This window comes from Nocardia sp. NPDC055053, assembly GCF_053608285.1.
This window is the reverse complement of record NZ_JBSGVD010000014.1, coordinates 15922-39192: the sequence shown is the minus strand read 5'-3', so window position 1 is coordinate 39192 and position 23271 is coordinate 15922. Positions and strand designations below refer to the sequence as shown.

Below are 23271 nucleotides of genomic sequence, written 5' to 3'. Positions count from 1 at the left end.
CGGAACCCAGGTGACCGGCGAGTAGGGTCGCAACGGTCATGGGTGTCCTGCTGATCACGTTGCTCGGGTTCGCGGTGGTCGACGCGCTTGATGTGCTGTTGGTCGCGATCACTACGGCGGTGGTGGCGGACAGCCGGCTGGCGCGGCGGTCGCCGGTGGTTGGTGGGTTCAGTTTTCTCGGTGGCGTGTTCGCGGTGTCGGTGGCGTTCGGGATCGCGACGGTGCTCGGGATCGATTTCCTGGTTCGGCTGTTCGACTTCGAGCTGACGCCGCTGCTGCGGTACTGGGGTGAGCTGCTGATCGGTGTGGTGCTGATCGTGGTAGCGGCGTTGCCGATGGATACGACGATGCGTGGTGGCGGGCGCTGGGTGCAACCGGTGCGCAGGTATCCGTGGTTGATGGGGGTTGTCGGGTTCACGCTCGGGCTGGCGAAGGTGCCGACCTCGGTGCCGTATCTGGCGGCGCTGGCGATGTTGTCGGCGCAGCGTCCGCTGCCGGTGGCGTGGCCGTTGATCGTGGCCGGATATTGCGCGATAGCCCTGCTGCTGCCACTGGTGGTGCTCGCCCTCGCCATGCGCAAGACTCCGCGCGCCCGCCGGGTGTACCGCCTGCTGGTGCGGTGGATCACCCGCTTCGGACCGCCGGTGGTGCGGGTGCTTTTCGTGGTGTTCGGCGTGGTCCTGGTGGTGGACGCGCTGGTCCACGCACGCCAGCTGTGGTGACGGGCCCGCACGGCCGCTCAGGTCGGTGTCAGGTCGATCGAGTACCGTCATAACGAATCAATGACATGTTTCCGTGCCCGCTGGCTGGGTCGCGGGGCGTTACCAGGTGAGCAGGGAGGGCGACCCTTGAGGGTTACCGTTGTTGTGCCGACCTACAACGAGCGGGAAAATCTGCCGGTGGCGGTGGAGCGGCTGACGGCGCTGCCGGTCCCCGACCTGCACGTGCTGGTGGTGGACGACAACTCACCCGACGGCACGGGCGAGGTGGCCGACAAGCTGGCCGCCGAGCTGCCGAACGTGGTGAGCGTGCTGCATCGCACCGAGAAGGACGGCCTCGGCCGCGCCTACATCGCGGGCATCACCCAGGCCCTGGCCGAGGGCGCCGACGTGGTGATCCAGATGGATGCCGACCTGTCGCACCCCGCCGAGGTGATCCCGGCGATGCTGGAGAAGCTGGGCTCCGCCGATACCGGCGTCGTGCTCGGTTCCCGGTACGTTCCCGGCGGCTCGACCGCGGCGGAGTGGAAGTGGTACCGCAAGGCGCTCTCGGCCTGGGCCAACTTCTACGTGAACCTGATCCTGCGCCTCGGCGTGAAGGACGCGACCGCCGGTTTCAAGGCGTGGAAGGCCGACACCCTGCGCGCGATCGACGTGGCGTCGATCCGCAGCAACGGCTACTCCTTCCAGGTCGAGATGAACTACCGCGCGATCAAGAAGGGCTACACGATCGCCGAGGTGCCGATCCGCTTCGAGGAGCGCACCCTCGGCGCGTCGAAGATGAGCCTGAAGGTGCAGCTGGAGTCGGCGCTGATGCCGTGGAAGCTGCTGTTCGGCCGCTCGGTGTAAGTACTGACCACACGAAGGACCCCGCCGGAGATCTCCGGCGGGGTCCTTCGTCGTCGCGGGGTCAACGGGCGGTGATGCTCTTGCGCACACCTTCCAGCGCGACCACGATCACCGGCACCAGCACCACGTGCATCACCGACAGCGCGATGGTGGAGGCGGTGTCGAAATCGGCGTCGACGGTCAGTGCGATCGTCGCGATCGACAGTGCCGAGCCGACGACCGCGCCGACGCGCAGCACCCCGGTCCACAGGTAGGACACCAGCACGGCGACGGTCAGGCCGATCAGCAGCGGCACGGCCGACATGAAGATCACGCCGCCGGGAGCGACGTCCATCACCTTGCCCGCGTCGGTGGTGATGAAGGACCCGCCTGCGGCCGCACCGATGCCCCAGACGATCAAGTTCGCCACGACGGCGACGACCACGCCACCCAGGACGGCGACCGGCCGGTTCAGCGCGGGCAGCGTGCGGATGGTGGTCGGGGTGGCGGTGGTGGTGGTCATGATGTTCTCCCTCATTCGGTGGTGAGACAATCATCGAACCTGAACCATTATTTAGGTCAAGCCGTTGACCCGATCAATTTCCGCGAACCGGATGAGACGCTGGTCACGCGCCCTGGACCACCCTTCTACGACAGCGAGTCGTAGCATGGCGGGGTGCGTTCACCGACGGATCACACCGCGCGCTTGCGTGGCGCGGCGGTCGGTGCCGCCTCCGGTGCGGTCGCCGTGCTCGCGCACGGAATCGGAGGCGCGACCGCGGTTCCCACCGGATCGTCGCTGACGCTGCTGTTCGCCGCCTGCGCCCTGATCGGCGTCGTCGTCACCGCGCTGCCCCGCGGCGAGAGTCCGGCCTCGACCATGGCGGTGCTGGCCGTCGGCCAGGGCGTCGGGCACATCGCGCTGACGCTGGGCCACGCCCACCACCACAGCTTTTCCGCCGCCATGTTGCTCGCGCACCTGGTGGCGATCCCGGCGGGGGCCCTCGCGATCCGCGCCGCCGAACTCGGTGCGCGGCGGGCGATCACCAGCGTGCGACGCCTTGTCCTCGTGCTGGCCGGGATCACCGAGCCCGCCGCGCCCGCGATGCGGCTGCCACCGGTCGAGGAACGCGCGGTCCTGCGGCAACTCCTCCTGCGACCCAGCATCGGCCTGCGCGGACCGCCACCCGCGGCCGCGACCAGACTTCACCCCGTTCCGGCGTAGTCCGCCGTTCCACGAATCCCGCTGTCCGTGCGGTTGATTCGTCGACTTTCGCGCGTCGGTTCGGGTCCTCACCCAACCCCGATGATCGGAGTTCTCCCGTGTCCGCATTCCCGCGTCCGCCCCGGCTCGCACGTCGTCTCGGCGCCGCAGCGGCCCTGTCCGCGCTGACCTTCTTCGCCACCGCCTGCTCGGCCGCCGACCCCGCACCCGATGCACCGGGTGACCGAATCACCATGAGCGACCAGTGGATCAAGGCCGCCGATTCCGGCATGTCCGCCGCTTTCGGCAATCTGAAGAACACCGGCGACACACCGATGACCCTGGTCGCCGCGACCAGCCCGGCCTCGGATCGCGTCGAGATCCACGAGGTGGTGCCCGACAGCACCGGCGCCAAGACCATGCGCCCCAAGGAAGGTGGCATCACCATCCCGGCGCACGGTGAGGTCACGCTGAAACCCGGCGCCGAGCACCTGATGTTCATGGATCTGAAGCAGCCGCTGCGCACCGGCGCGGAAACCTCGCTCACGCTCACCTTCGCCGACGGTTCGAGCACCGTCGTCACCGCGCAGGTGCGCGACTTCGCCGGCGGCAAGGAGAACTACACGCCGGGCACCGAGCATCCCACGCATGGCTGATCCGCAGCAAAGGCTCTCCCGCCGTCGGTTGCTCGGCGGGGGAGCCGCGGCCGCGGGTGTCGTCGGCGCCGCCGGAATCAGCTGGGGTGCGGCTGGTTTCGCACGGGAGGAACCAGCCAGGGACGATGCGCTCGACGTCGTCCCGTTCTACGGCCCGCACCAGGCAGGCGTCGAGACGACGCCACCCGGTCACGTGGCCTTCGCCGGTTTCGACCTGGCGCCCGGTGCAGGCCGCGAGGACGTCATCGGCCTGCTCCGGATCTGGACCGACGACGCGTCCCGGCTTACCAAGGGCCTGCCCGCGCTCGCCGACACCGAACCGGAACTCGCCGCAAGGCCGACGCGCCTGACGATCACCGTCGGCTTCGGACCCGGGCTTTTCACGGTCACGGGTCTGGAGGCGCGGCGGCCGAGCTGGTTGCGCCCGTTGCCGGTGTTCCCCATCGACCGCCTCGATCCCGCCTATACCGGCGCCGACCTGGTCCTCCAGATCTGCGCCGAGGAGGCGACGACGGTCGCACACGCGGTGCGGGTGCTGTCCAAGCATGTGAAATCGCTGGTCACGGTGCGCTGGGTGCAGCGCGGCTTCCGCGACGCGCCCCGCGGCCAGACCATGCGCAACCTCATGGGCCAGGTCGACGGCACCGTCAACATCGCCCCGCGCACAGTCGACTTCGATCGCCTGGTGTGGGACGACGGCGCGTCGACGCCATGGCTGGCAGGCGGCACCTCCCTGGTACTGCGGCGCATCGCCATGGACCTCGACACCTGGGACGAACTCGACGCCGACGGCCGCGAACTCACCGTCGGCCGCCGGGTGTCCAACGGTGCCCCGCTGACCGGCACCGCCGAACACGACGAGCCCGACCTGACAGCGGTCGACCGCAACGGCATCCCGGTCATCCCACCCTCGTCGCATGTCGCGCGCGCCAGACACACTCACGATGGCGAACGTTTCCTCCGCCGCGGCTTCAACTACGACGAAGCCCCTGCCCCCGGCCAGCTGTCGAACTCGGGCCTCTTGTTCGTCGCCTACCAGCGCGATATCGACACCCAGTTCCTGCCGGTACAGCAGCGCCTGGCGGAATTCGACGCACTGAACGAATGGACAACACCCGTCGGCTCGGCAGTGTTCGCGATCCCGCCCGGTGTATCAGGACCGGGGCACTATCTCGGGGAGCAGTTGTTCGAGGGCTGAGAGTCCGGCCGGGCCCACCACCGCGCCCGGCCGGCTCAGGCCTGCGGCCAGTCCAGCAGGGTGTTCTCGAACAGTTGCCGCACCTGCTCGACCTCGTCGTCCATGTCGGCGGGGTCCCAGCCGGAGACATCGATCGGTGGCAGCACCGCGACATCGACGATCCCCTGCCGTGCGATCGGTGAATCCCGCCAGGCGATCTCGCCCGCGTTGCGGATCACCACGGGGATCACCGGTACGCCCGCCTGGATGGCGATATGGAACGCGCCCTTCTTGAACGGGCCGACCCGCGGCGTGTACGACCGGGTGCCTTCCGGCGCGATACCGATCGAGAGTCCGTCGCGCAGGGTGGAAACCACCGGCGCGAGTGCGGCTTTGGCGCGTTCGGTGTCGGTGCGGTCGATGAAGGTGACGCCGACGAACCGCATGAGCGGGCCGAACAGCGGATGATTGGCCAGCTCCTTCTTGCCGATGCCGGTGACCGCCCCGCCGAGCACCTTGGGCACGATGATCACGTCGAACTGGCTCTGGTGATTGAACAGGAACACCGCGGGTCGCGGGGCGCGGGCGTGCTCGGCGCCGACGACGCGCAACCGCACGTCGATCGCCGCGAGTGTCGCGGTGGTGGCGTCGTGCATGAGGGCGTCGGCCATGGCCTGGCGCCTGCCGGTGTAGGACTTGCGCAGCACACCGACCAGCGCGCCGCCGAGCAGCGCGGCGAAGCCGGCGATCGTGCGCAGATAGTCGACGGGGCGTGGCGCGAGGCGGGGACGGAATGTCAGTGCGGGCCAGCCTCGTTCGGCGGCGATCCCGGCCAGCTTCGGATCGGGGTCGACCACCGTGGGGACCTCGGCCAGGTCGAGCAGTTGCAGATCGGTGGCGCTGTCGGCATAGACATAGCCGATCTCCACTTCGGCGGCCGCAGCGAATTCACCGACGGCGTCGGCCTTTTCGGCCCGCCACAGCGGTGCGCCTTCGGTGTGCCCGGTCAGGATGCCGTCGTCCACAGCCAGTTCCGTGCACAGGACATGCTCGATGCCGAGTCGTTCGGCGGCGGGCAGCACCTGGAAACGGGTGAGTTCGCTGACCAGCACCACCGTGTGCCCGGCCAGCTGATGGGCGCGCACGAGCTGCCAGGCCTCGGGGAACAGCCTGCCGTAGATCTCCCGGCGGAAAGCGCTGCGGCCCAGCTCTTCCAGATCGGACTCGGACTGGCCAGCCCAGGCCCGCTCGACGGCTTGCAGCACGCGCACGTAATCGCCGTCGCTGCCACCGCGCACGATGCCACCGAGCAGCGCGGCCCTGCGCGCGTCACCGCGACGGAACAGTCTGCGCGCCAGACCCCGTCGCGGCAGCCCGTCGACAACGGTGCCGCCGAAATCGAAGACGGCGGCGACCCGCGATCCCTGCGGTCCCGACCGGATAGCGGCCAGTGCTTCGGTGAGTGTGCCCATCAGATCGCGGTCCGGTTCGACGGGTCGAGGCTGGCCGCGCGCGCGATGCGCTCACCGAGATCACGGAGCCGATCGGCGAATTCCTGCCGCCGTTGCAGCAATTCGGCTTCCGCGCCGGGGACGGCGGGAGCGATGAGACCGTGGTTGTCGGCCAGTTTCCAGGCACTGGTGAACAATTCGGTCGAGACCGACTCCGGGCTGTGCAAGCGCTGTTGCAACAGCATCTGTTTCCCGACCGCCACGCACTCGTCGATGAACTCCTTGCGATCGATCGTCGCGTCGGCCGACCGCGCGGCCAAGCGTTCGGCGACCACCAGCTGCGCGTCGAAGAACGAGCGCAGCACGCGATGCGCCATCACGAAGCCGGAATCGGTGAGCGCGCCGAGGAATTGGCGATCGAGCCGATCGTCGGGGGTGTTCTCGTCCCACTCGGGCACGATGATCCGCACCTCGTCGATGATCTGCTCGGCGAACTCCTGGCGTTCGGGGAAGAAGAACTCGAACTTGAGCAGGTCGCGCAGCGCGAAGGCGGCCTTCCACGCCGAGCGCAGCGGGTCCTCGCCCGGTTCCTCCACGGCGGTCAGCGCGGCCAGTTCGAGAATGGCCCGGTTGACGAACCAGTGCACCGCGCTGTTGCGGTAGAACGCCGCCTCCAGGTGCGCACCCGGCTCGATCGCGTACACCGGCTCCAGCCCACCGCGATACACGGTGACGACACCGGCGAGCGCGAGCTGTTCGAGGACGACCCGCAGGCCCTGATCGTCACGCAGGGCCGACAGCTCGCCGCTGGGGAGCCCGCGCTGGGCGATGTAGCCGAGCACCGGGTCGACCACGGTGCGCACCTGTCCCAGCGTCAGCGCACGCTCGTGGACGCCGAGCAAGGCCAGTGTGACCAGCGCGTTCACCGTGATCGGGGTGACCTGGTTGATGCCGACGGCGATGTCGAAGGCCAGCCGCTGCACGGCTTTGCGCTCGCTCTCACGCAGCGCCGACTCGTCGGGCACGCTCGCCTCGCCCGTCGTGGTGTCGCGCAGCGGGATCGTCATCGGGCGCTGATCGAGCGGATCGCCGTTGGCGCCCAGCCGTTCCCGTGCCGACAGCGGCTCGCCGAATCGCACATACACGCGCCCGGCCGAATGCTGCTGGCTGCGGACATATCTGGCGAGCCAGCCGATACCCTCCGGCTTCTTCGTGCCGCCTGCCTGTTCACTCGCGATCGCGCCCAGCTCGTTGAGCCGCTCGTAGGTGATCGAGACCGGCACCAGCATCACGTCTTCGACGCGGCGTGAACGGACCGCCGCGGCAAGGAAATTGAGCAGGCCGTAGCGGGGCGGTCGCAGTTTGCCGGTGCGGGTGCGGCCGCCCTCGAAGTACCACTCCAGATTGAAGCGCTTGGCCAGCAGGTAGGCGAAGTACTCCTCGACGACGGCCTTGTAGACCTCGTCGTCGCCGAAACTGCGCCGGATGAACACCGTTCCGGTGCGCCGGGCGATCGGGCCCATCGGCCAGAAGTTGAGGTTCGCCCCGCCGATCACATGATTGGGCGGAAAGTCGTTGCGCGCCAGCACGTCACCGAGCACGAACGCGTCGACATAGGAACGGTGCGAGGGCAGGAACACCAGCGGGTGCTTGCGGTTGAGCTTGCGCAGCGCGTCCAGGCCGGGCAGATCGGTGTCGACCTTCCAGGTCGAGGCGTGCACCGGGCGCATGGCCTGGGTGAACAGATCCGAGACCAGCCTGCTCTGCGCGGCGACCAGTTCGCGTAGCGCCTTCTCCGCATTGCGGTACACCTGGTCGGGTTCGGTGCCGGTCTCGTCGGCGATGTAATCGAGTTTGCGCTGGAATTCGGGGGAGTCGAGGATCTCCTCGGCCACCAGCTGCGGCACCTTGTAGCGGTCACCGATGACGGTGCGCTCGGCCCGCTCCAGCGCGACGACGGCAGCGCGCACCACCGAGCGCGCGAACGGCTCGGCCGTGCCGGCCCGCAGCAGGGCGGCGGCCTCGGGATTGTTGGTGCGCAGTTCGCTGAGCCGGGCTGGTGCGCCGACGAGCACCCGGTGCCGGTCGGGTTCGGTGCGCAGCAGCCTGCGCTGGACGAGCCGGTTCGGCTTGCGCGGGTTGGTCAGCATGACAAGGTCGGCGAAGGTGACCCGGCGGACGCCGTCGCGTTCCGGCGGCAGCCACAGCACCCGGACCGGGACGACGAGCGGGTCGTCGTGCCTGCCGACCAGGCGTTTGGTGATCGCCTTGGCGTCGAGGTCGAGTTGGGTCACCGGGGCATCGGAGCCGATGTCGCGACTGAGGCCGCCTTCGGCGATCCAGTTGCCGATGAGTTCGCGTTCGACGCCGGATGCCGCGTCGACCAGGGCGACCACCGAGTCGGCCATGGGTCCCGTTCGCGGGCCGCGCCGCCCACCGATGTCGATCATCTCTCCATTCAAGCGGCAGTTCCGCCTCGGCGCACCGAACTTGGGCTACCGCGCGTTGCGCACGGCCATGTCGGCCACCTGGGTGGTGAAGGATACCCACGGACGACGCTGGCTAATCTCCCAGGTAATGCTAACCTAACCCCGAACAAGTTAGGTCAGCATTACCTTGGAGGATCGTTGTCGTCGACGGAACAGCCCGTGAGGGTGGAGTATGTGACCGATCCGGCGGCAGCGATGTCCCGCCTGGCGGCAGCCGATCGTTTCGGCGAGTACGTGATGTACGAGCAGCCCGGCGGGTGGGTGTTCGCCGCCGACCCGCTCGGCGGCGTCGAACTCGACGCCGGTGAACTGCGCACCGTGTGGGGTGGCAAGACCACCACGAGCGCGTGGACCGGCAGTCCCGCCCAGGTCGTCGACGCCGCGCTGGCCGAGCTACCCCTGGACGGCCGCAATGCCTACGGCTGGATCGGTTTCGAATTCTGCGCCTTCTCGCTGGCCGCGACCCGCTACCTGAACCCGCTGACCCCGCTGGTGCACCTGATGATTCCGCGGATCGAGGTCCGCATCGACGCCACCGGAGTGCGGATCAGCGGCGCCACGCCCGCCGAGGCCTGCGATATCCACGATCTGATCGCCGCGTCGCAGGGCACCGACCTGCCGGTCGCGTTCCCCGTCGACGTGCGGCCCGACCCGACCGACTACCAGGCCCGCGTCGCCACGGCGGTGTCGGAGATCCGTTCCGGCGATTACCAGAAGGTGATCCTGTCCAGGAAGGTCGAGCTGCCCTTCGCTGTCGACGTGCCCGCCACCTACCGGCTCGGCCGGGCCAACAACACCCCGGCCCGCTCCTTCCTGCTGCGCCTCGGCGGGCTGGAGGCGGCCGGGTTCAGCCCGGAGCTGGTGGCCTCGGTCGACGACGACCGGATCGTCACCACCGAGCCGCTCGCCGGGACCCGTGCCTTCGGGCTCGGTGCCGAGGCCGATGACGCCGCCCGCGCCGAGCTGCTCGCCGATCCGAAAGAGATCGTGGAGCACGCCATGTCGGTGCAGACCTCGTTCGCCGAGATCACCGAGGTCGCCGCGCCGGGCACCCCTGCCGTCTCCGACTTCATGGCGGTGCGCGAGCGCGGCAGCGTGCAGCACCTCGCGTCCACTGTGCGCGGCACCCTCGCCACCGACCGGACCAGCTGGGACGCGCTCGAGGTGCTGTTCCCCTCGGTGACCGCCTCCGGCATTCCCAAGCGCGAGGGGGTCGACTCCGTCTTCCGCAACGATCATGATCCGCGCGGCCTGTACTCCGGTGCGGTGGTGTGTGTTTCGCCGACCGGCGCGATGGAGGCGACGCTGGTGCTGCGGGCGATCTATCAGACCGGCGAGGGTGCGTGGCTGCGGGCCGGTGCGGGCATCGTCGGGCAGTCGCGTCCCGAGCGTGAGTTCGAGGAGACCTGCGAGAAGCTCGGCAGCGTAGCGCCTTACGTCGTGAAGGCTTGACCGCCTCCCCGCGACTTCTGCCGGTCGTGGGGTGCGCTGGACTTGTGCGGCGGGCCGACGGTTATGGCCGTCGGCCCGGACCGGGCGTTCCCGGTGAGTTACCCATGTTCATGCGAAATCAGTGCGCAGGGCCTTCTTGTCGATCTTGCCGACGGCGGTGATCGGGAGCGAATCCGCTTGCCGGACAACGTCGGGCAGCTTGTAGGTGGCGAGGCCGCGCTCGGTGAGGAAGGTCTTGATCTCGCCGAGGCTGGGCAGCTCACCGGTGACAACCAGGACGACGCAGGCCTTTTCGCCGAGCGAGGCGTCCGGCAGGCCGACCGCCGCGGCGTGCCGCACGGCGGGATGCGCGAGCAGGTGCTCCTCGAGTTCGTCGCAGGAGATGTTCTCGCCGCCGCGGTTGATCACGTCCTTGATCCGGCCGCTGACCACCAGGTGCCCGGTGGGCAGCCGGCGCACCAGATCGCCGCTGCGGTAGTAGCCGTCGGCGGTGAAGGCGCGCGCATTGTGTTCGGGCGCACGGTAATAGCCGCGCAGCGTGTAGGGGCCGCGGGTGAGCAGTTCGCCCTCCTCGCCGGGCGCGACATCGTTGCCGTCGGCGTCGACGACGCGGAGTTCGTCGGCGGGGGAGAGCGGGCGGCCCTGCGTGGTGCAGACCAGCTCGTCGTCATCGTCGAGGCGGGTGAAGTTGAGCAGGCCCTCGGCCATGCCGAACACCTGCTGGAGACGGCAGTGCAGTGCCGGTTCGACGTCGCGGGCATTGACCTCGGCCAGGCGGGCGCCGCCGACCTGAAGCAGGCGCAGCGAGCTCAGGTCGGCGTCCTCCCATTCCACCGCGGCGCTCCACAATTGGGCCAGCGGCGGGACGACGGCGGTGACGGTCACCCCGTGCTTCTCGATCGCGGCGAACGCGGCCTCGGGACTCGGGTCGAGGGTGAAGGCGATCGCGCCGCCGGTGGCGACGGTGCCGAGGATGCCGGGGCAGGCCAGCGGGAAGTTGTGGGCGGCGGGCAGCGTCGCCAGGTAGACGTCGTCGGGGGTGAGCGCGCAGACCTCGGCGCTGGCGGTGGCGTTGTAGACGTAGTCGTCGTGGGTGCGGGCGATCAGCTTCGGCAGGCCGGTGGTGCCGCCGGAGACCAGCATCAGCGCGATCTCGGACGGATCGACCTCGGGCAGCGAATCGCCGTCACGGGCGATCGAATCCAGTGCCGTGAACTCACCCGGCTCGCCCGCGACGAGGACGTGGCGCAGGGACGGAACCGCCTGCCGCACCGTGGTGGCGAGCTCGCGGTAGTCGAAATCACCGAGGGTGTCGGGGATCAGGTACGCCACGGCGCCGGAGAGCGCGGTGAGGTGCTCGATCTCGGCGCGGCGGTGCGCGGGCAGGGTGAGCACCGGGATGATGCCTGCCCGCAGCAGGCCGAACAGGGCGGTGGCGAATTCGGGGATGTTCGGCAGCTGCACGACCACCCGGTCGCCGGGGTTGATGCCGAGGGCCAGCAGGCCGTGCGCCATCCGGTCGGCGGCCGCGTCGAGTTCGGCGTAGGTCTGGGTGCCGCCGTCGGTGCGGACGGCGGGACGCTGCGGCTGGGTGCGCGCGGAGTCGCGGAGCAGGTCGCCGAGTGTGCGTCCGGCCCAGTAGCCGTCGTCCCGGTACCGCTGTGCCGCGGCCTCGGGGAAGGGGACGTAGCCCTCGCGGTGGTCTGCTTCGGCCGATGTCGACGTCACGTTCTGCCTCGCTGCTCTGGCGGCTCGCGCCGCATGTTCCTGTCCTGGCCGTCCCGCGAGTCGATCGGGCCGGGTGTCCGGGGGCACGTTCTCGCACCCGGCCTCGGCCCTCCCGCTGGTCGATCCGGAATCGATGCGGGTGTCCGCCTCGCAGGCTAACCTTGCATAGGTTAGGCAACCCTATCTCAATGAAGTAGGCTGCCGCCGGGTAGTACCGAAATCCGTCCGGCCTCGGGCGGCGAGCAAGGAGTGAACCGGCAGATGGACACAGCACCCGCAGGCGTCGTGATCGACCGCGCCGAGATCCGCGCCGCGATCGCCCGCCACCTCGACCTCGCCCCCGCCGACGTCGCCGACGCCACCGACCTCATCCAGCTCGGCCTCGACTCGATCCGCACCATGAAGCTGGCGGGCGGCTGGCGCAAGCGCGGCATCGCGGTGAACTTCGCCCTGCTCGCCGCCCACCCGACCGTCGACGCCTGGTTCGCCCTGCTCAACGGCGCCGACCCCGACGACCTCGCGGCGAGCGGCGCCGAAGCGTCGAGCGCGACCGCGGCCGGCGCCGCGACATCGGCGACCGACTCGGCCGTCGATGTTACGGCCCGCGAAGGCGACGCAGTGGCGCCGTCCGCTGCCGATGACGAGGTCTCCGCGGCGGGTGTCCTGACCGCCGACAGGCAGCCGGTGGACGCCGACTTCGATTCGGCGGCAAGCGGATCGGTGATCGTGCCCGATGACGGGACCCCGTTCGCCTTGGCCCCCATGCAGCACGCGTACTGGATCGGCCGGTCCGACGCCCAGGAACTCGGCGGTGTCGCGGCGCACCTCTATGTCGAATTCGACGGTGCCGATGTCGATCCCGAGCGGCTCGAGCGCGCGGTGGAGCAGCTGCTCGCCCGCCATCCCATGCTGCGCACCCGGTTCCTGCCCGACGGCACCCAGCAGACCCTCGACCGGCCCGGCCGCGCGGTGTACAGCGTGACCGACCTGCGCGAGGCGTCCGCGCAGGACGCCGAGCAACGGCTCGAGGAACTGCGGAGCGCGCGCACCCATCAGCGGATGGCGGTGCAGGACGGGCAGGTGATCGATATCGCGCTGACCCGCCTGGCCGACGGCCGCACCCGCCTGCACCTCGATGTCGACATGCTCGCCGCCGACGCCATGAGCTACCGCATCCTCATCACGGACCTGGCCCGCCTCTACCACGGCGAACAGCTGTCCCCGCAGGACTACACCTTCCGCCAGTACCTGGCCGAGCACCCCGCGGGCACCGGCGACGAGCACGCCCGCGACCGCGCCTGGTGGCAGGAACGCCTGCCCGAGCTGCCCGGTTCACCGGAACTGCCGCAGGCCCAGCAGATCTCGGACCCCAGCCGCACGATCCGCCTGCACCGCTGGCTCTCCCCGCAGGCCAAGGCGCAGGTGTTCGACGCCGCGCACGCCCGCGGCATCACCCCGGCGATGGCGCTGGCCTCGGTCTTCGCCGAGACCATCGGTGGCTGGTCGGCGCAGCGCCGGTTCCTGCTGAACCTGCCGCTGTTCCACCGCGAGCCGGTGCACCCGCAGGTCGACGGCGTCGTCGGCGACTTCACCTCCTCGGTCCTGCTCGAGGTCGACGTCACCGCGCCCGCCACCGTCGCCGACCGCGCCCGCGCCCTCCAGCAGCGCCTGCACGAAGCTGGCGCGCACTCGGCCTACTCCGGCCTCGAGATCCTGCGTGACCTCGGCAGGCACCGCGGCGAACCGGTCCTCGCCCCCATCGTCTACACCAGCGCCCTCAACCTGGGCGAACTGTTCGCCGACACCGTCACCGACACCTTCGGCGACCCGGTCTGGATCATCTCCCAGGGCCCGCAGGTACTCCTCGACGCCCAGATCACCGAGGTCCGCGGCGGCCTCCTGCTCAACTGGGACATCCGCGAATCCGCCTTCCCCGCAGGCATGGTCGAGGTGATGTTCGCCCGCTACATCGAGGCGATCGAGCGACTGGGCGGCCAGAGCTCCGCGCTCGCCGATGCCCAGGGTGGCGCGGAGTCGACGCCCGGTGCGCGCGTCGGCGGCGGTGCGCGCGGAGGTGAGTTGGCCGATGGTGGAGCGCAGGGTGGCGCCGGGCCGACGGGCACTGGTGCGCACGATGGCGAGCTGGCTGCGGGTGGCGGGCAGGGCGGCGCCGATTCGACAGGCGATGCCGCGCAAGGCAGCGCGCCGGTGACCGGTGATGCGCCGAGCGGTGCCGACCCGGTGACGGGTGGAGCGGAAGACGCTGCTCGGGCAGTGACATCCGGCGAGCAAGGTGGTCGGGCGCGTGCCGCCGTGATCGGCGGAGCCGGGTGGCAGGCCGAGGCGGGCGTGCGTATTCCGGTGGAACAGGCGGCAACTCGCGCGCGGGTCAACGCGACGACGGGACCGGTGAGCGGGGAGCTGCTGCACACCGGGTTCTTCGCGAACGCGGCCACGAATCCTTCGGCGCCCGCCGTGCTCTGGGAGCCCGCCGGGCAGCTGACCTACGGCGAGCTCGCCGCCGACGCGCTGGCTGTCGCCGGTGCGCTGCGGGAAGCCGGTGTGGCGCCGGGTGATTCGGTGGCCGTGCAGCTGCCGAAGGGGCCTGATCAGGTGCTCGCGGTTCTCGGCGTGCTCGCGGCGGGCGCGGTGTATGTGCCGATCGGCTTCGATCAGCCCGCCGCCCGGCGCGCGGAGATCCTGCGTACCGCCGACGCGGTCGCGGTGCTCACCGTCGGTGGCGCGCGGATTCCCGACGCCAGGGCGATCGACCTGGCCGAGGCGCGGACGCATCGGGAACCGCTGGCGCGCCCCGTCTTCGGTGATCCGGAGAACATCGCCTACGTGCTGTTCACCTCCGGCTCCACCGGCAAGCCCAAGGGCGTCGAGGTGCCGCATCGCGCCGCGATGAACACCATCGACGACCTGAACGAGCGTTTCGGTCTCGGCGCCGACGACCGGGCGCTGGCACTGTCGGCCCTGGAGTTCGACCTGTCCGTCTACGACATCTTCGGCCTGCTCGCCGCAGGCGGCGCGGTCGTCGCTGTGGACGACACCCAGCGCGGCGACCCGGCCCGCTGGGTGGAACTGATCCGCCGCCACCGGGTTTCGATGCTGAACTGCGTCCCCAGCCTGCTCGACATGCTGCTGACCGCCGCCGCGGGCGAGCAGCTGCCCTCGCTGCGCACGGTGATCCTCGGCGGCGACTGGGTCGACGTGGCCCTGCCCGCCCGCCTCGCCGCCCTCGCCCCGGAGTGCCGGTTCGCCGGTCTCGGCGGCGCGACCGAGACCGCCATTCACTCCACCATCTGCGAGGTCGTCGGCGCCGAGGTCCCCGCCGAGTGGAGCGCGGTGCCCTACGGCACCCCGCTGCGCAATGTGCAGTGCCGCGTCGTCGGGCCAGCAGGCACCGACTGCCCCGACTGGGTCACCGGTGAGCTGTGGATCGGCGGTGACGGCGTCGCCGCCGGATACCGTGCCGATCCGGAGCGCACCGCCGACCGGTTCGTCACCCACGAGGGCCTGCGCTGGTACCGCACCGGCGACCTGGCCCGCTACCTGCCCGACGGCGGCCTGGAATTCCTCGGCCGCGCCGATCACCAGGTCAAGATCCGGGGCTACCGGGTGGAACTCGGCGAGGTGGAGAGTGCCCTGCGCGCGGTGCCCGGGATCCGGCACGCGGTGGCCGCCGTGGTCGGCTCGGCCGCGCCGAAGCTGGTCGCCGCGATCGTCGCCACCCCGGACACCACCCTCGACATCGAGGCCGTGCTCGCCGCCACCGCCGAGCTGGTGCCCGCCTACATGGTCCCGACCCGGCTCGAACTGCTCGCCGAGCTCCCGCTGACCTCGAATGCCAAGCCGGACCGCAAGGCCGTTCGCGCGGTGCTCGAAAAGAGCGAGACGGCAACGGAGTTCGTCGCGCCACGGTCGGATCTCGAGCGCGCGCTCGCCGCCGTGGTCGGCGAGGTCCTGGCGACCGAGCAGATCGGCCTCACCGACGACTTCTTCGCCCTCGGCGGTGACTCGGTGCTGGCCACCACGGCCGTCGCCCGCATTCGCGAATGGCTCGACGCGCCCGATACCGTCGTCGCCGACCTGTTCACCGCCCGCAGCATCGCCGGCCTGGCCGCGCGCATGCTGGAGCGGGAGACCGGGGCTGGCACCACGGGCAGGCTCGACGCGGTCGCCGCGATGTACCTCGAGGTCGCCGCGATGACCGACGAGGAGATCCTCACGCAGTCCTGAGGGCCGCCGAGCCGGTGCGAACCACGCACCGGCTCTTGCCGATTCGCGATTCTCGCAGGTCGCAGTAGACTTTCGCCAGTGAGTAAGTGGACTACCGCGAACCTGCCCGACCAGACCGGCCGCACCATCGTCGTCACCGGAGCCAACAGTGGATTAGGCGCCGCGACCGCGCGTGCGCTGTCCGCCGCCGGCGCCAAGGTGATCCTGGCCTGTCGAGATACGGGCAAGGCGGAGCGGGTCGCGGCGAGTATGCCGGGTGCGACCGAGGTCCGCGAGCTCGACCTGGCGAACCTGAACTCGGTCCGCGCCTTCACCGACTCGATCAATCGCGTCGACGTGCTGATCAACAACGCCGGCGTGATGGCGCTGCCGCTGCGCCGCACGGCCGACGGCTTCGAAATGCAGTTCGGCACCAACCATCTCGGCCACTTCGCGCTCACCAACCTGCTGCTGGACCGGATCACCGATCGCGTGGTCACCGTCTCCAGCGGCGCGCACCGCATCGGCCGGATAGACCTGGACGACCCCAACTGGGAGCGCCGCCGCTACGACCGCTGGCTCGCCTACGGCCAGTCCAAGCTGGCCAACCTGATGTTCGCCTACGAGCTGCAGCACAGGCTGGCCGGTGAGGGCTCGGCGGTGGTCTCGGTGGCCGCGCACCCCGGCTACGCCGCGACCGAACTCATGTCGCACACCGAGTCGATCCAGGACGCGATCATGTGGCTCGGCAACCGCACCCTCGCGCAGAGCGCCGAGCAGGGCGCGCTGCCGACCCTTTTCGCGGCTACCGCCGATATCGCGCCCGGCGCGTTCTACGGCCCCGACGGCCTGCTCGGCCTGCGCGGATACCCGGCCCGCTGCGGCAGCACCGGCGCGTCGAAGAACCGCGCGGTCGCCTCCGAACTGTGGGAGCTCTCCGAGAAGCTCTGCGGCCTGATCTGAGAGTTGGTGACCGGCGTCACAATCGACGCTGTCACACCTCGGGTGGCTCCCTCGTCCTCTCTGTAGAACCCCACAGAACGACGAAGGAGCCATCATGGAACCGCGCTTCAACCTCTACGCCAACCCCGTCGCGGCCAGCTTCACCAAGCGACTGACCATGGCGAGCAAGGTGATCGACGACTCGACGCTGGACAAGGCGACCTATGAGCTGGTGAAGCTGCGGGCCTCGCAGATCAACGGCTGTAGCTACTGCACCGACATGCACTTCAAGGACGCCGTGCACGCGGGCGAGTCCGCGACGCGGCTGAACCTGGTCGCCGCCTGGCACGAGGCCACCGTCTTCACCGACGCCGAGCGGGCCGCCCTCGCGCTGACCGACGAGGCGACCCGCGTCGCCGACGGGGGCCACGTCTCCGACGACACCTGGGAGCAGGTGCGCAAGCACTTCGACGACGACCAGACCGCCGCCCTGATCGCCGCCATCGCGATGATCAACGCCTGGAACCGGATGAACGCCATCGCCCGCACCCCCGCCGGCGACTACGTGCCGGGTCAGTGGGGCTGAGCGGCCAAACCGGTGCCCACCGCCCGGCTCTGCCGTCGATCGGCGACTACGTGCCGGGTCAGTGGGGCTGAGCGGCCAAACCGGTGCCCACCGCCCGGCTCTGCCATCGATCGGCGACTACGTGCCGGGTCAGTGGGGCTGAGCGGCCAAACCGGTGCCCACCGCCCGGCTCTGCCGTCGATCGGCGACTACGTGCCGGGTCAGTGGGGCTGAGCGAACCGGTGTCCGTGCTCGGCCGCCCATTGCGTGAAGGTTCGCGCAGGGCGGCCGAGGACGTTCTCGACCGTCGGGTCGACCGTGTACGACTCCGGGCTCGACTCGGCGTACCAGCCGATCACGTAGTCCGCGTCGGCCTGCGAGACGCCGGTCGCCATGAGCCGGTCGACGGCCTGCTGGTGGGTGATCCTGGCGAACCCGATGGGCCTGCCCGCGGCCGCGGCCAGGATCGCGATCCGCTCGTGCGGGGTGATCGCCGCGGGTCCGGTCAGGTTGTAGGCGCGGCCGTGGTGGCCGTCCGTCAGTAGCGCCACGGCCGCGACGGCGCCGATATCGGCCTCGTGGACCACCGCGCTCGGGTGGTCGTAGGGCTCGCGCACCACGCCGTCGGCCAGGATCGGCTCGAGCCAGGTGAGCGTGTTCGACATGAACTCCTGCGGCTCCAGCCGCGTCCACTCCACCCCGGACTCCGCGATCGCCTGCTCGACCGGACCGACCCCGCCGCCCCAGACAACGGTGATGCGGCGCACCCCCGCCTCGACAGCCCGGCCGATCAGCTCCGGCCCGGCCTCGGCGAGCCCGGCGGTCACCGTCACATGCAGCCGGTCGACACCGTGCCAGGCGTCGTCGAGTGTCGACGGCACGGTGTGGGTGCCGGTGACCACTTCCACCTCGGGACCGAGCAGGGTGCGTGCGGCGGCGGCATCGCGGGTGAGCGCCTTGACCTTCTCGCCGCGACCGACGAGCTCGCGCACCACCTGGCGACCGGTGTTCCCGGTGGCGCCCGTAACCAGTGTTGTCACAGTCGATTTCCTTTCCTCGGCTACCGACGCTAGAAGCTCGAGCAAGGTAGAGGTCAAGGGTCTCGGCCGACGTGGGTCGTCGGCGCGGTGGTGTGATGGTCCACACTCCGGGCGACCTAGCTCTGACTGGCGACGTTTCTCCGGTGGTAGAGTCCGTACCCATGCAGCGCGCATATTTCTGGTTTAGCGAGCCGGCCCTGGGTGGGCCGGTCTGCGACCCTGCGCGCTGACCTCTGCCACCCACGAGCCGGATACTGACCGGCTCGACGGGTTCGCGTAGTCCGTGGGTCGGCCTCGAAGATAGGAAACCCCACACATGACTACCGCAGCCGATGTCGACTCGCGGCATTCCGACCTCGACGACCAGCGCACCCTCAGCGTGAGCCCCCTGCGCTCGCCCGCCGAGGTCCGCACGGTCCACCCCATCACCGACGAGCTCGCCGACACCGTCCGCGCGGGCCGCAAAGCCACCGTCGACGTGCTCAACGGCGACGACGACCGCCTCATGGTGATTGTCGGCCCGTGCTCGGTACACGACCCGGCCGCCGCGCTGGACTACGCCCGCAAGCTGGCCGCCAAGGCCGAGGAGCTGAGCGACCGGCTGCATGTGGTGATGCGCGTGTACTTCGAGAAGCCGCGCACGACGCTGGGCTGGAAGGGCCTCATCAACGATCCGCACCTGGACGGCTCGTTCGACGTCAACACCGGCCTCGGCATCGGCCGCAAGGTACTCGTCGACATCACCGCGCTCGGCCTGCCCGTCGCGTGTGAGTTCCTGGATCCGATCACCCCGCAGTACATCGCCGACCTGGTCTCCTACGGCGCGATCGGCGCCCGCACCGCGGCCAGCCAGGTGCACCGCCAGCTTTCGAGCGCGCTGTCCATGCCGGTCGGCATCAAGAACGGCACCGACGGTGACGTGCAGGTCGCCGTCGACGGTGTGCGCGCCGCCGCGGCCAGCCACGTCTTCCCCGGCACCGACCTCGACGGCCGCTCCGCGCTGATCCGCACCAGCGGCAACCCGGACTGCCACGTCATCCTGCGCGGTGGCAGCAACGGCACCAACTACGACGCCGCCTCGGTCGCCGACGCCAAGCTGCGGCTGGAGAAGTCCTCGCTGGCTCAGCGCGTCGTGGTCGACGCCAGCCATGGCAACAGCAACAAGGACCACAACCGGCAGGTCGACGTCGTCACCGATATCGCCGAGCGGCTCGCCGCCGGTGAGCAGGGCGTGGTCGGCGTGATGCTGGAGTCGTTCCTCGTCGCGGGCCGCCAGGACCTGACCCTCGGCAAGGCCGACGAGCTCACCTACGGTCAGTCCATCACCGACGCGTGCATCGACTGGAACGTCACCGCCGCCCAGCTCGACCGGCTCGCCGCCGCCGTCGAATCCCGTCGCGGCTGAGTTCTTTTCGCCCTGTGGCCCCGGAATATTCCGGGGCCACAGGGCTTTCCGGCTACGGCGTTCGATACCGCGGCGGTCTCGGCGGAACCCGTCAGTCCACGGTGTAGGCCCACCGGCACGGCCATGGTCAGGGTGGCTGATTCCCGGTTCGCGGGGTGACGGCAGACTCGAGGGTGATGAAGCTGCCTGAACTGCCTGATCTGCCGGTGCGGCCCGCGCTGGGAGAGATCGTCGAGACGTTGGCCGACCGCGGGGTCGCGGTGCTGGTCGCGCCGCCGGGAACAGGTAAGACGACCCTGGTGCCGTTGGCATTGGCCGCCGAGGCCGACGGCCGGGTCGTCGTGGCCGAGCCGCGGCGGTTGGCGGCGCGGGCGGCGGCGGCGCGGATGGCGGCGCTGCTCGGGGAGAAGGTGGGGGAGACCGTCGGGTACTCCGTGCGCGGGGACCGGAAGGTCGGGCCGAGGACGCGGATCGAGGTGGTGACCTCGGGTTTGCTGGTGCGGCGGTTGCAGAGCGATCCGGAGCTGGCCGGGGTCCGCACCGTAGTGCTCGACGAGTGCCACGAGCGGCATCTGGACGCCGACCTGCTGCTGGCGCTGCTGCTCGACGCCAGATCGGGATTGCGGCCGGACCTGCGGGTGCTCGCGACCTCGGCGACGGTGGCGGCCGATCGTTTGGCGCAGCTTCTCGACGCGGGCGAGCAGGCGCCGTTGGATTCTCCGGGTGGGAGTTCGATGTCAGCGCCGGTGCTCGAAGTGCGGGGGCGGACCTATCCGGTGGAGGTCCGGTACCTTCCCGCGTTGCCCCGCGAACGGGTCGAGGCGCAGGTCGCGCGGGCTACGCGGGCTGCGCTCGCGGATACCGACGGGGACGTGCTGGTGTTCCTGCCCGGCGTCGGCGAGATCAACCGGACGGCCGCACTGCTGCGCGATCTGGACGTCGATGTCGTGCCGCTGCACGGGCGGCTCGGTGGCGCCGCCCAGGACACCGCGCTGCGGCCGGGATCACGGCGTCGCGTCGTATTGTCCACGGCGGTAGCCGAATCCAGCCTCACCGTGCCCGGCGTGCGCGCTGTCGTCGACTCCGGCTTGGCTCGGGTGCCACGCATCGATCATCGGCGCGGGCTGTCCGGCCTCGCCACGGTACGGGTTTCGTCGGCGGTGGCCGAACAGCGCGCGGGCCGCGCCGGCCGCGAAGCACCCGGTTCCGCCTGGCGCTGCTGGCCGGAATACGAACACCAAACCCTCCCCGCCTACCCCGAACCCGAGATCCGCACCGCCGAACTCACCCGCCTAGCACTGGAATTGGCCTGCTGGGGCACCCCCGACGGCACCGGCCTCGCCTGGTGGGATGCCCCACCGGAAGGCGGCCTAGCCGCAGGCCGCGCCGTCCTGCGCGCCCTCGGCGCCCTCGACAGCACCGACCGCATCACCCCACGCGGCCGCGCCATGTCCGCCCTCGGCCTGCACCCCCGCCTCGCCCGCGCCCTCCTCGACGGCGCCACCCACGTCGGTGCGCGCGCCGCCGCGGAAATGGTGGTGCTCATGGACGACGACTCCCTGGCCCAAGGCGTCGACGCGGCCGCCGCCCTCCGCGCCCTGCGCGCCGAACGCCCACCCCGCTGGACGAAGGAAGTGCAGCGCCTGACCAAACTGGTCGCCGCGACCGACCTGCCCAGCGACAGCCCCGCGGATATCGCCGCGCTCATGATCGCGCTGGCGTATCCGGAGCGGCTGGCCAAGCGGCGGGCGAGCGGGTCTTCGTATCTCATGGCCGGGGGTACGGCGGTGACTTTGCCGCCGGGTTCCGGTCTTGGTGCGGCGAAGTGGCTCGCGGTGGCGGTGGCGGATCGTGATCCGGGGCGGGCCGAGGGGCGAATTCGGTTGGCGGCCATCGCTGATGAGGATCTCGCCAGGGCGGCCGCGCCCGGGTTGGTGACGCGGGCCGAGGAGGTGCGTTGGGAGTCGGGTGACGTGGTTGCCCGGCGGGTGGAGCGGCTCGGGGCGATCGTCCTGTCGGAAAAGACGCTGCGCGAACCGGATACGTGGTTGCTGGAGAAGGCGGTGCGCGAGGGCCTGGCGTCCGAGGGGCTCGAGCTCCTGCGCTGGACCGACGACGCCCGCAACTTACGGCAGCGTCTCGGCTTCCTACACCGCGCGCTCGGCGCCCCATGGCCCGCCGTCGACGACGGCGCGCTGCTCGCCGACCTCGACCACTGGCTCGGCCCCGAACTCACCACCGCCCGCCGCCGCGCCGACCTCGCCCGCATCGACGCGGGCACCGCCCTGCGCCGCCTGCTCCCATGGCCGGAGGCCGCCCGCCTCGACGAACTCGCCCCCGAACGCCTGGAAGTCCCCTCCGGCAGCCGAGTCCGCCTCGACTACAGCGCCGAACCGCCGGTCCTTGCCGTGAAGGTCCAGGAGATCTTCGGCTGGACCGACCCACCAACCCTCGCCGACGGCCGCTCCCCGATCCTGCTGCACCTGCTCTCCCCGGCCCAGCGCCCCGTCGCCGTCACCGCCGACCTCCCCAGCTTCTGGAAGAACGGCTGGCCCCAGGTCCGCGCCGACCTCCGCGGCCGCTACCCGAAACACGCCTGGCCGGAAGACCCAACCACGATCACCGCCCACCGCGGCACCGCCCGCCGCGCCCAGAACCGCTGACCAACCCTCACCCAGCCGAGTCGCCCAGTTGGACGGTCGATCACCACGCTCTGGTGTGAGCATCGTCCGAGAAGCGACCGCCACCAGAGCGTGGTGATCTTGGTTCCCTCGCTCCCACGTCAGCGGGGTGCGATGTCGGCGGGCCAGGTGTCGGTGGGGCCGGGTGGGTCGGTGGAGAGGCGGGCCGCGTGCCATTCGTCGACGCGGGCGCCGCGCTGGATGCCGCCGAGGCGGGCGGTGCCCTCGTAGTGGAAGCCGTTGCGGCGGACGGCGGCGGCTGAGGGGTGGTTGCCGACCATGGCGCGCCAGGTGATGCGGGCCAAGGCCAGGCCGTCGGGGGCGAAGGCGAAGTCGCAGACCAGGGCGATGGCGCGTGACATCAGGCCGTGGCCGCGGTGGCCGGGGGAGAGCCAGAAGCCGATCTCGCAGACGCCGGGGCCGCGGGTGTCCAGGCTGATCATGCCGTCGACCTGCCCGTCTTCGGCGGTGCGGATCGCCCAGACGGGCGCGTTGCCCGCCCAGCCGGGGGCGACGACCAGGTCGAGGAATCGCTCGGCGTCCGAGCGGCTGTACGGGACGGGAATCGTCGTCCAGCGGCCCACCTCGGGGTCCTGGCAGCACTCGGTGATGCGGTCGATGTCGGTGCGGGCCGGGCGGGTGAGCCAGACCGTGCCGTCGGTGAGCGTGTGCTCGTACATCGTGTCATCCTGACAGGTCGACGCCCGGTT

General features: G+C 70.5%; 17 protein-coding genes. 11 read left to right on the top strand and 6 right to left on the bottom strand.

Annotated elements, in window-relative coordinates; translation table 11 throughout:
- Positions 1–38 precede the first annotated feature (38 nt).
- On the top strand, positions 39–722 hold the full coding sequence (locus ACWF82_RS16775; protein WP_452502059.1) for a GAP family protein: 684 nt from the start codon (positions 39–41) through the stop codon (positions 720–722).
- 84 nt (positions 723–806) lie between these two features.
- Positions 807–1568 carry a polyprenol monophosphomannose synthase gene (locus tag ACWF82_RS16770; protein WP_452502264.1) on the top strand — a complete coding sequence of 254 codons (762 nt, stop codon included), beginning with the start codon at positions 807–809 and terminating at the stop codon, positions 1566–1568.
- 61 nt (positions 1569–1629) lie between these two features.
- On the opposite strand, the gene ACWF82_RS16765 is transcribed toward ACWF82_RS16770, so the two are convergent.
- Positions 1630–2070 (bottom strand): DUF6069 family protein, encoded by a 441-nt coding sequence (locus tag ACWF82_RS16765; RefSeq protein ID WP_452502057.1) that lies wholly within the window; start codon positions 2068–2070, stop codon positions 1630–1632.
- A gap of 153 nt (positions 2071–2223) precedes the next feature.
- Between ACWF82_RS16765 and ACWF82_RS16760 the strand changes: the two genes are divergently transcribed.
- The 3 genes from ACWF82_RS16760 (at position 2224) to ACWF82_RS16750 (ending at position 4605) form a co-directional block, all read left to right on the top strand.
- The gene (locus ACWF82_RS16760; protein WP_452502055.1) at positions 2224–2772 is read left to right on the top strand and encodes a hypothetical protein; all 549 of its coding nucleotides are present in this window, start codon (positions 2224–2226) and stop codon (positions 2770–2772) included.
- A gap of 98 nt (positions 2773–2870) precedes the next feature.
- Entirely contained in the window at positions 2871–3407 is a 537-nt protein-coding gene (locus tag ACWF82_RS16755; RefSeq protein WP_452502053.1) for a copper chaperone PCu(A)C, read from the top strand.
- Complete coding sequence (locus ACWF82_RS16750; protein ID WP_452502052.1) at positions 3400–4605, top strand: Dyp-type peroxidase; 1206 nt, start codon at positions 3400–3402, stop codon at positions 4603–4605. The genes ACWF82_RS16755 and ACWF82_RS16750 overlap by 8 nt, the downstream gene beginning before the upstream one ends.
- 35 nt (positions 4606–4640) lie before the next feature.
- Here ACWF82_RS16750 and ACWF82_RS16745 read toward each other — a convergent pair whose 3' ends face one another.
- Both ACWF82_RS16745 and ACWF82_RS16740 read right to left on the bottom strand, forming a co-directional pair.
- Positions 4641–6056: an HAD-IB family hydrolase gene (locus ACWF82_RS16745; RefSeq protein WP_452502050.1), complete on the bottom strand. Its 1416-nt coding sequence runs from the start codon at positions 6054–6056 to the stop codon at positions 4641–4643.
- The gene (locus ACWF82_RS16740) at positions 6056–8485 is read right to left on the bottom strand and encodes a glycerol-3-phosphate 1-O-acyltransferase (protein ID WP_452502048.1); all 2430 of its coding nucleotides are present in this window, start codon (positions 8483–8485) and stop codon (positions 6056–6058) included. Before ACWF82_RS16740 ends, ACWF82_RS16745 begins: the two co-directional genes overlap by 1 nt.
- A gap of 204 nt (positions 8486–8689) precedes the next feature.
- Between ACWF82_RS16740 and ACWF82_RS16735 the strand changes: the two genes are divergently transcribed.
- On the top strand, positions 8690–9976 hold the full coding sequence (locus ACWF82_RS16735) for a salicylate synthase (protein ID WP_452502262.1): 1287 nt from the start codon (positions 8690–8692) through the stop codon (positions 9974–9976).
- A 108-nt stretch (positions 9977–10084) separates the two neighbouring features.
- Here the strand turns inward: ACWF82_RS16735 and ACWF82_RS16730 are convergent, their stop codons facing one another.
- On the bottom strand, positions 10085–11704 hold the full coding sequence (locus ACWF82_RS16730; RefSeq protein ID WP_452502046.1) for a (2,3-dihydroxybenzoyl)adenylate synthase: 1620 nt from the start codon (positions 11702–11704) through the stop codon (positions 10085–10087).
- Positions 11705–11965: 261 nt separating this feature from the next.
- Between ACWF82_RS16730 and ACWF82_RS16725 the strand changes: the two genes are divergently transcribed.
- The 3 genes from ACWF82_RS16725 (at position 11966) to ACWF82_RS16715 (ending at position 17456) form a co-directional block, all read left to right on the top strand.
- A complete protein-coding gene (locus tag ACWF82_RS16725) occupies positions 11966–15949 on the top strand; it encodes an amino acid adenylation domain-containing protein (RefSeq protein WP_452502044.1) in 3984 nt (1327 codons plus the stop codon).
- 78 nt (positions 15950–16027) lie between these two features.
- Positions 16028–16891, top strand: coding sequence for an oxidoreductase (locus ACWF82_RS16720; protein ID WP_452502042.1), 864 nt, complete (start codon positions 16028–16030; stop codon positions 16889–16891).
- A 94-nt stretch (positions 16892–16985) separates the two neighbouring features.
- A complete protein-coding gene (locus ACWF82_RS16715) occupies positions 16986–17456 on the top strand; it encodes a carboxymuconolactone decarboxylase family protein (RefSeq protein ID WP_452502040.1) in 471 nt (156 codons plus the stop codon).
- 200 nt (positions 17457–17656) lie between these two features.
- Here the strand turns inward: ACWF82_RS16715 and ACWF82_RS16710 are convergent, their stop codons facing one another.
- Positions 17657–18475: an NmrA family NAD(P)-binding protein gene (locus ACWF82_RS16710; RefSeq protein WP_452502039.1), complete on the bottom strand. Its 819-nt coding sequence runs from the start codon at positions 18473–18475 to the stop codon at positions 17657–17659.
- Positions 18476–18791: 316 nt separating this feature from the next.
- On the opposite strand from ACWF82_RS16710, the gene ACWF82_RS16705 reads away from it, so the two are divergent.
- Entirely contained in the window at positions 18792–19880 is a 1089-nt protein-coding gene (locus ACWF82_RS16705) for a 3-deoxy-7-phosphoheptulonate synthase (protein WP_452502037.1), read from the top strand.
- Between the two features lie 176 nt (positions 19881–20056).
- Positions 20057–22543 carry an ATP-dependent helicase HrpB gene (gene hrpB, locus ACWF82_RS16700; protein WP_452502035.1) on the top strand — a complete coding sequence of 829 codons (2487 nt, stop codon included), beginning with the start codon at positions 20057–20059 and terminating at the stop codon, positions 22541–22543.
- 119 nt (positions 22544–22662) lie between these two features.
- Here the strand turns inward: hrpB and ACWF82_RS16695 are convergent, their stop codons facing one another.
- A complete protein-coding gene (locus ACWF82_RS16695; RefSeq protein WP_452502033.1) occupies positions 22663–23241 on the bottom strand; it encodes a GNAT family N-acetyltransferase in 579 nt (192 codons plus the stop codon).
- Positions 23242–23271: the final 30 nt, after the last annotated feature.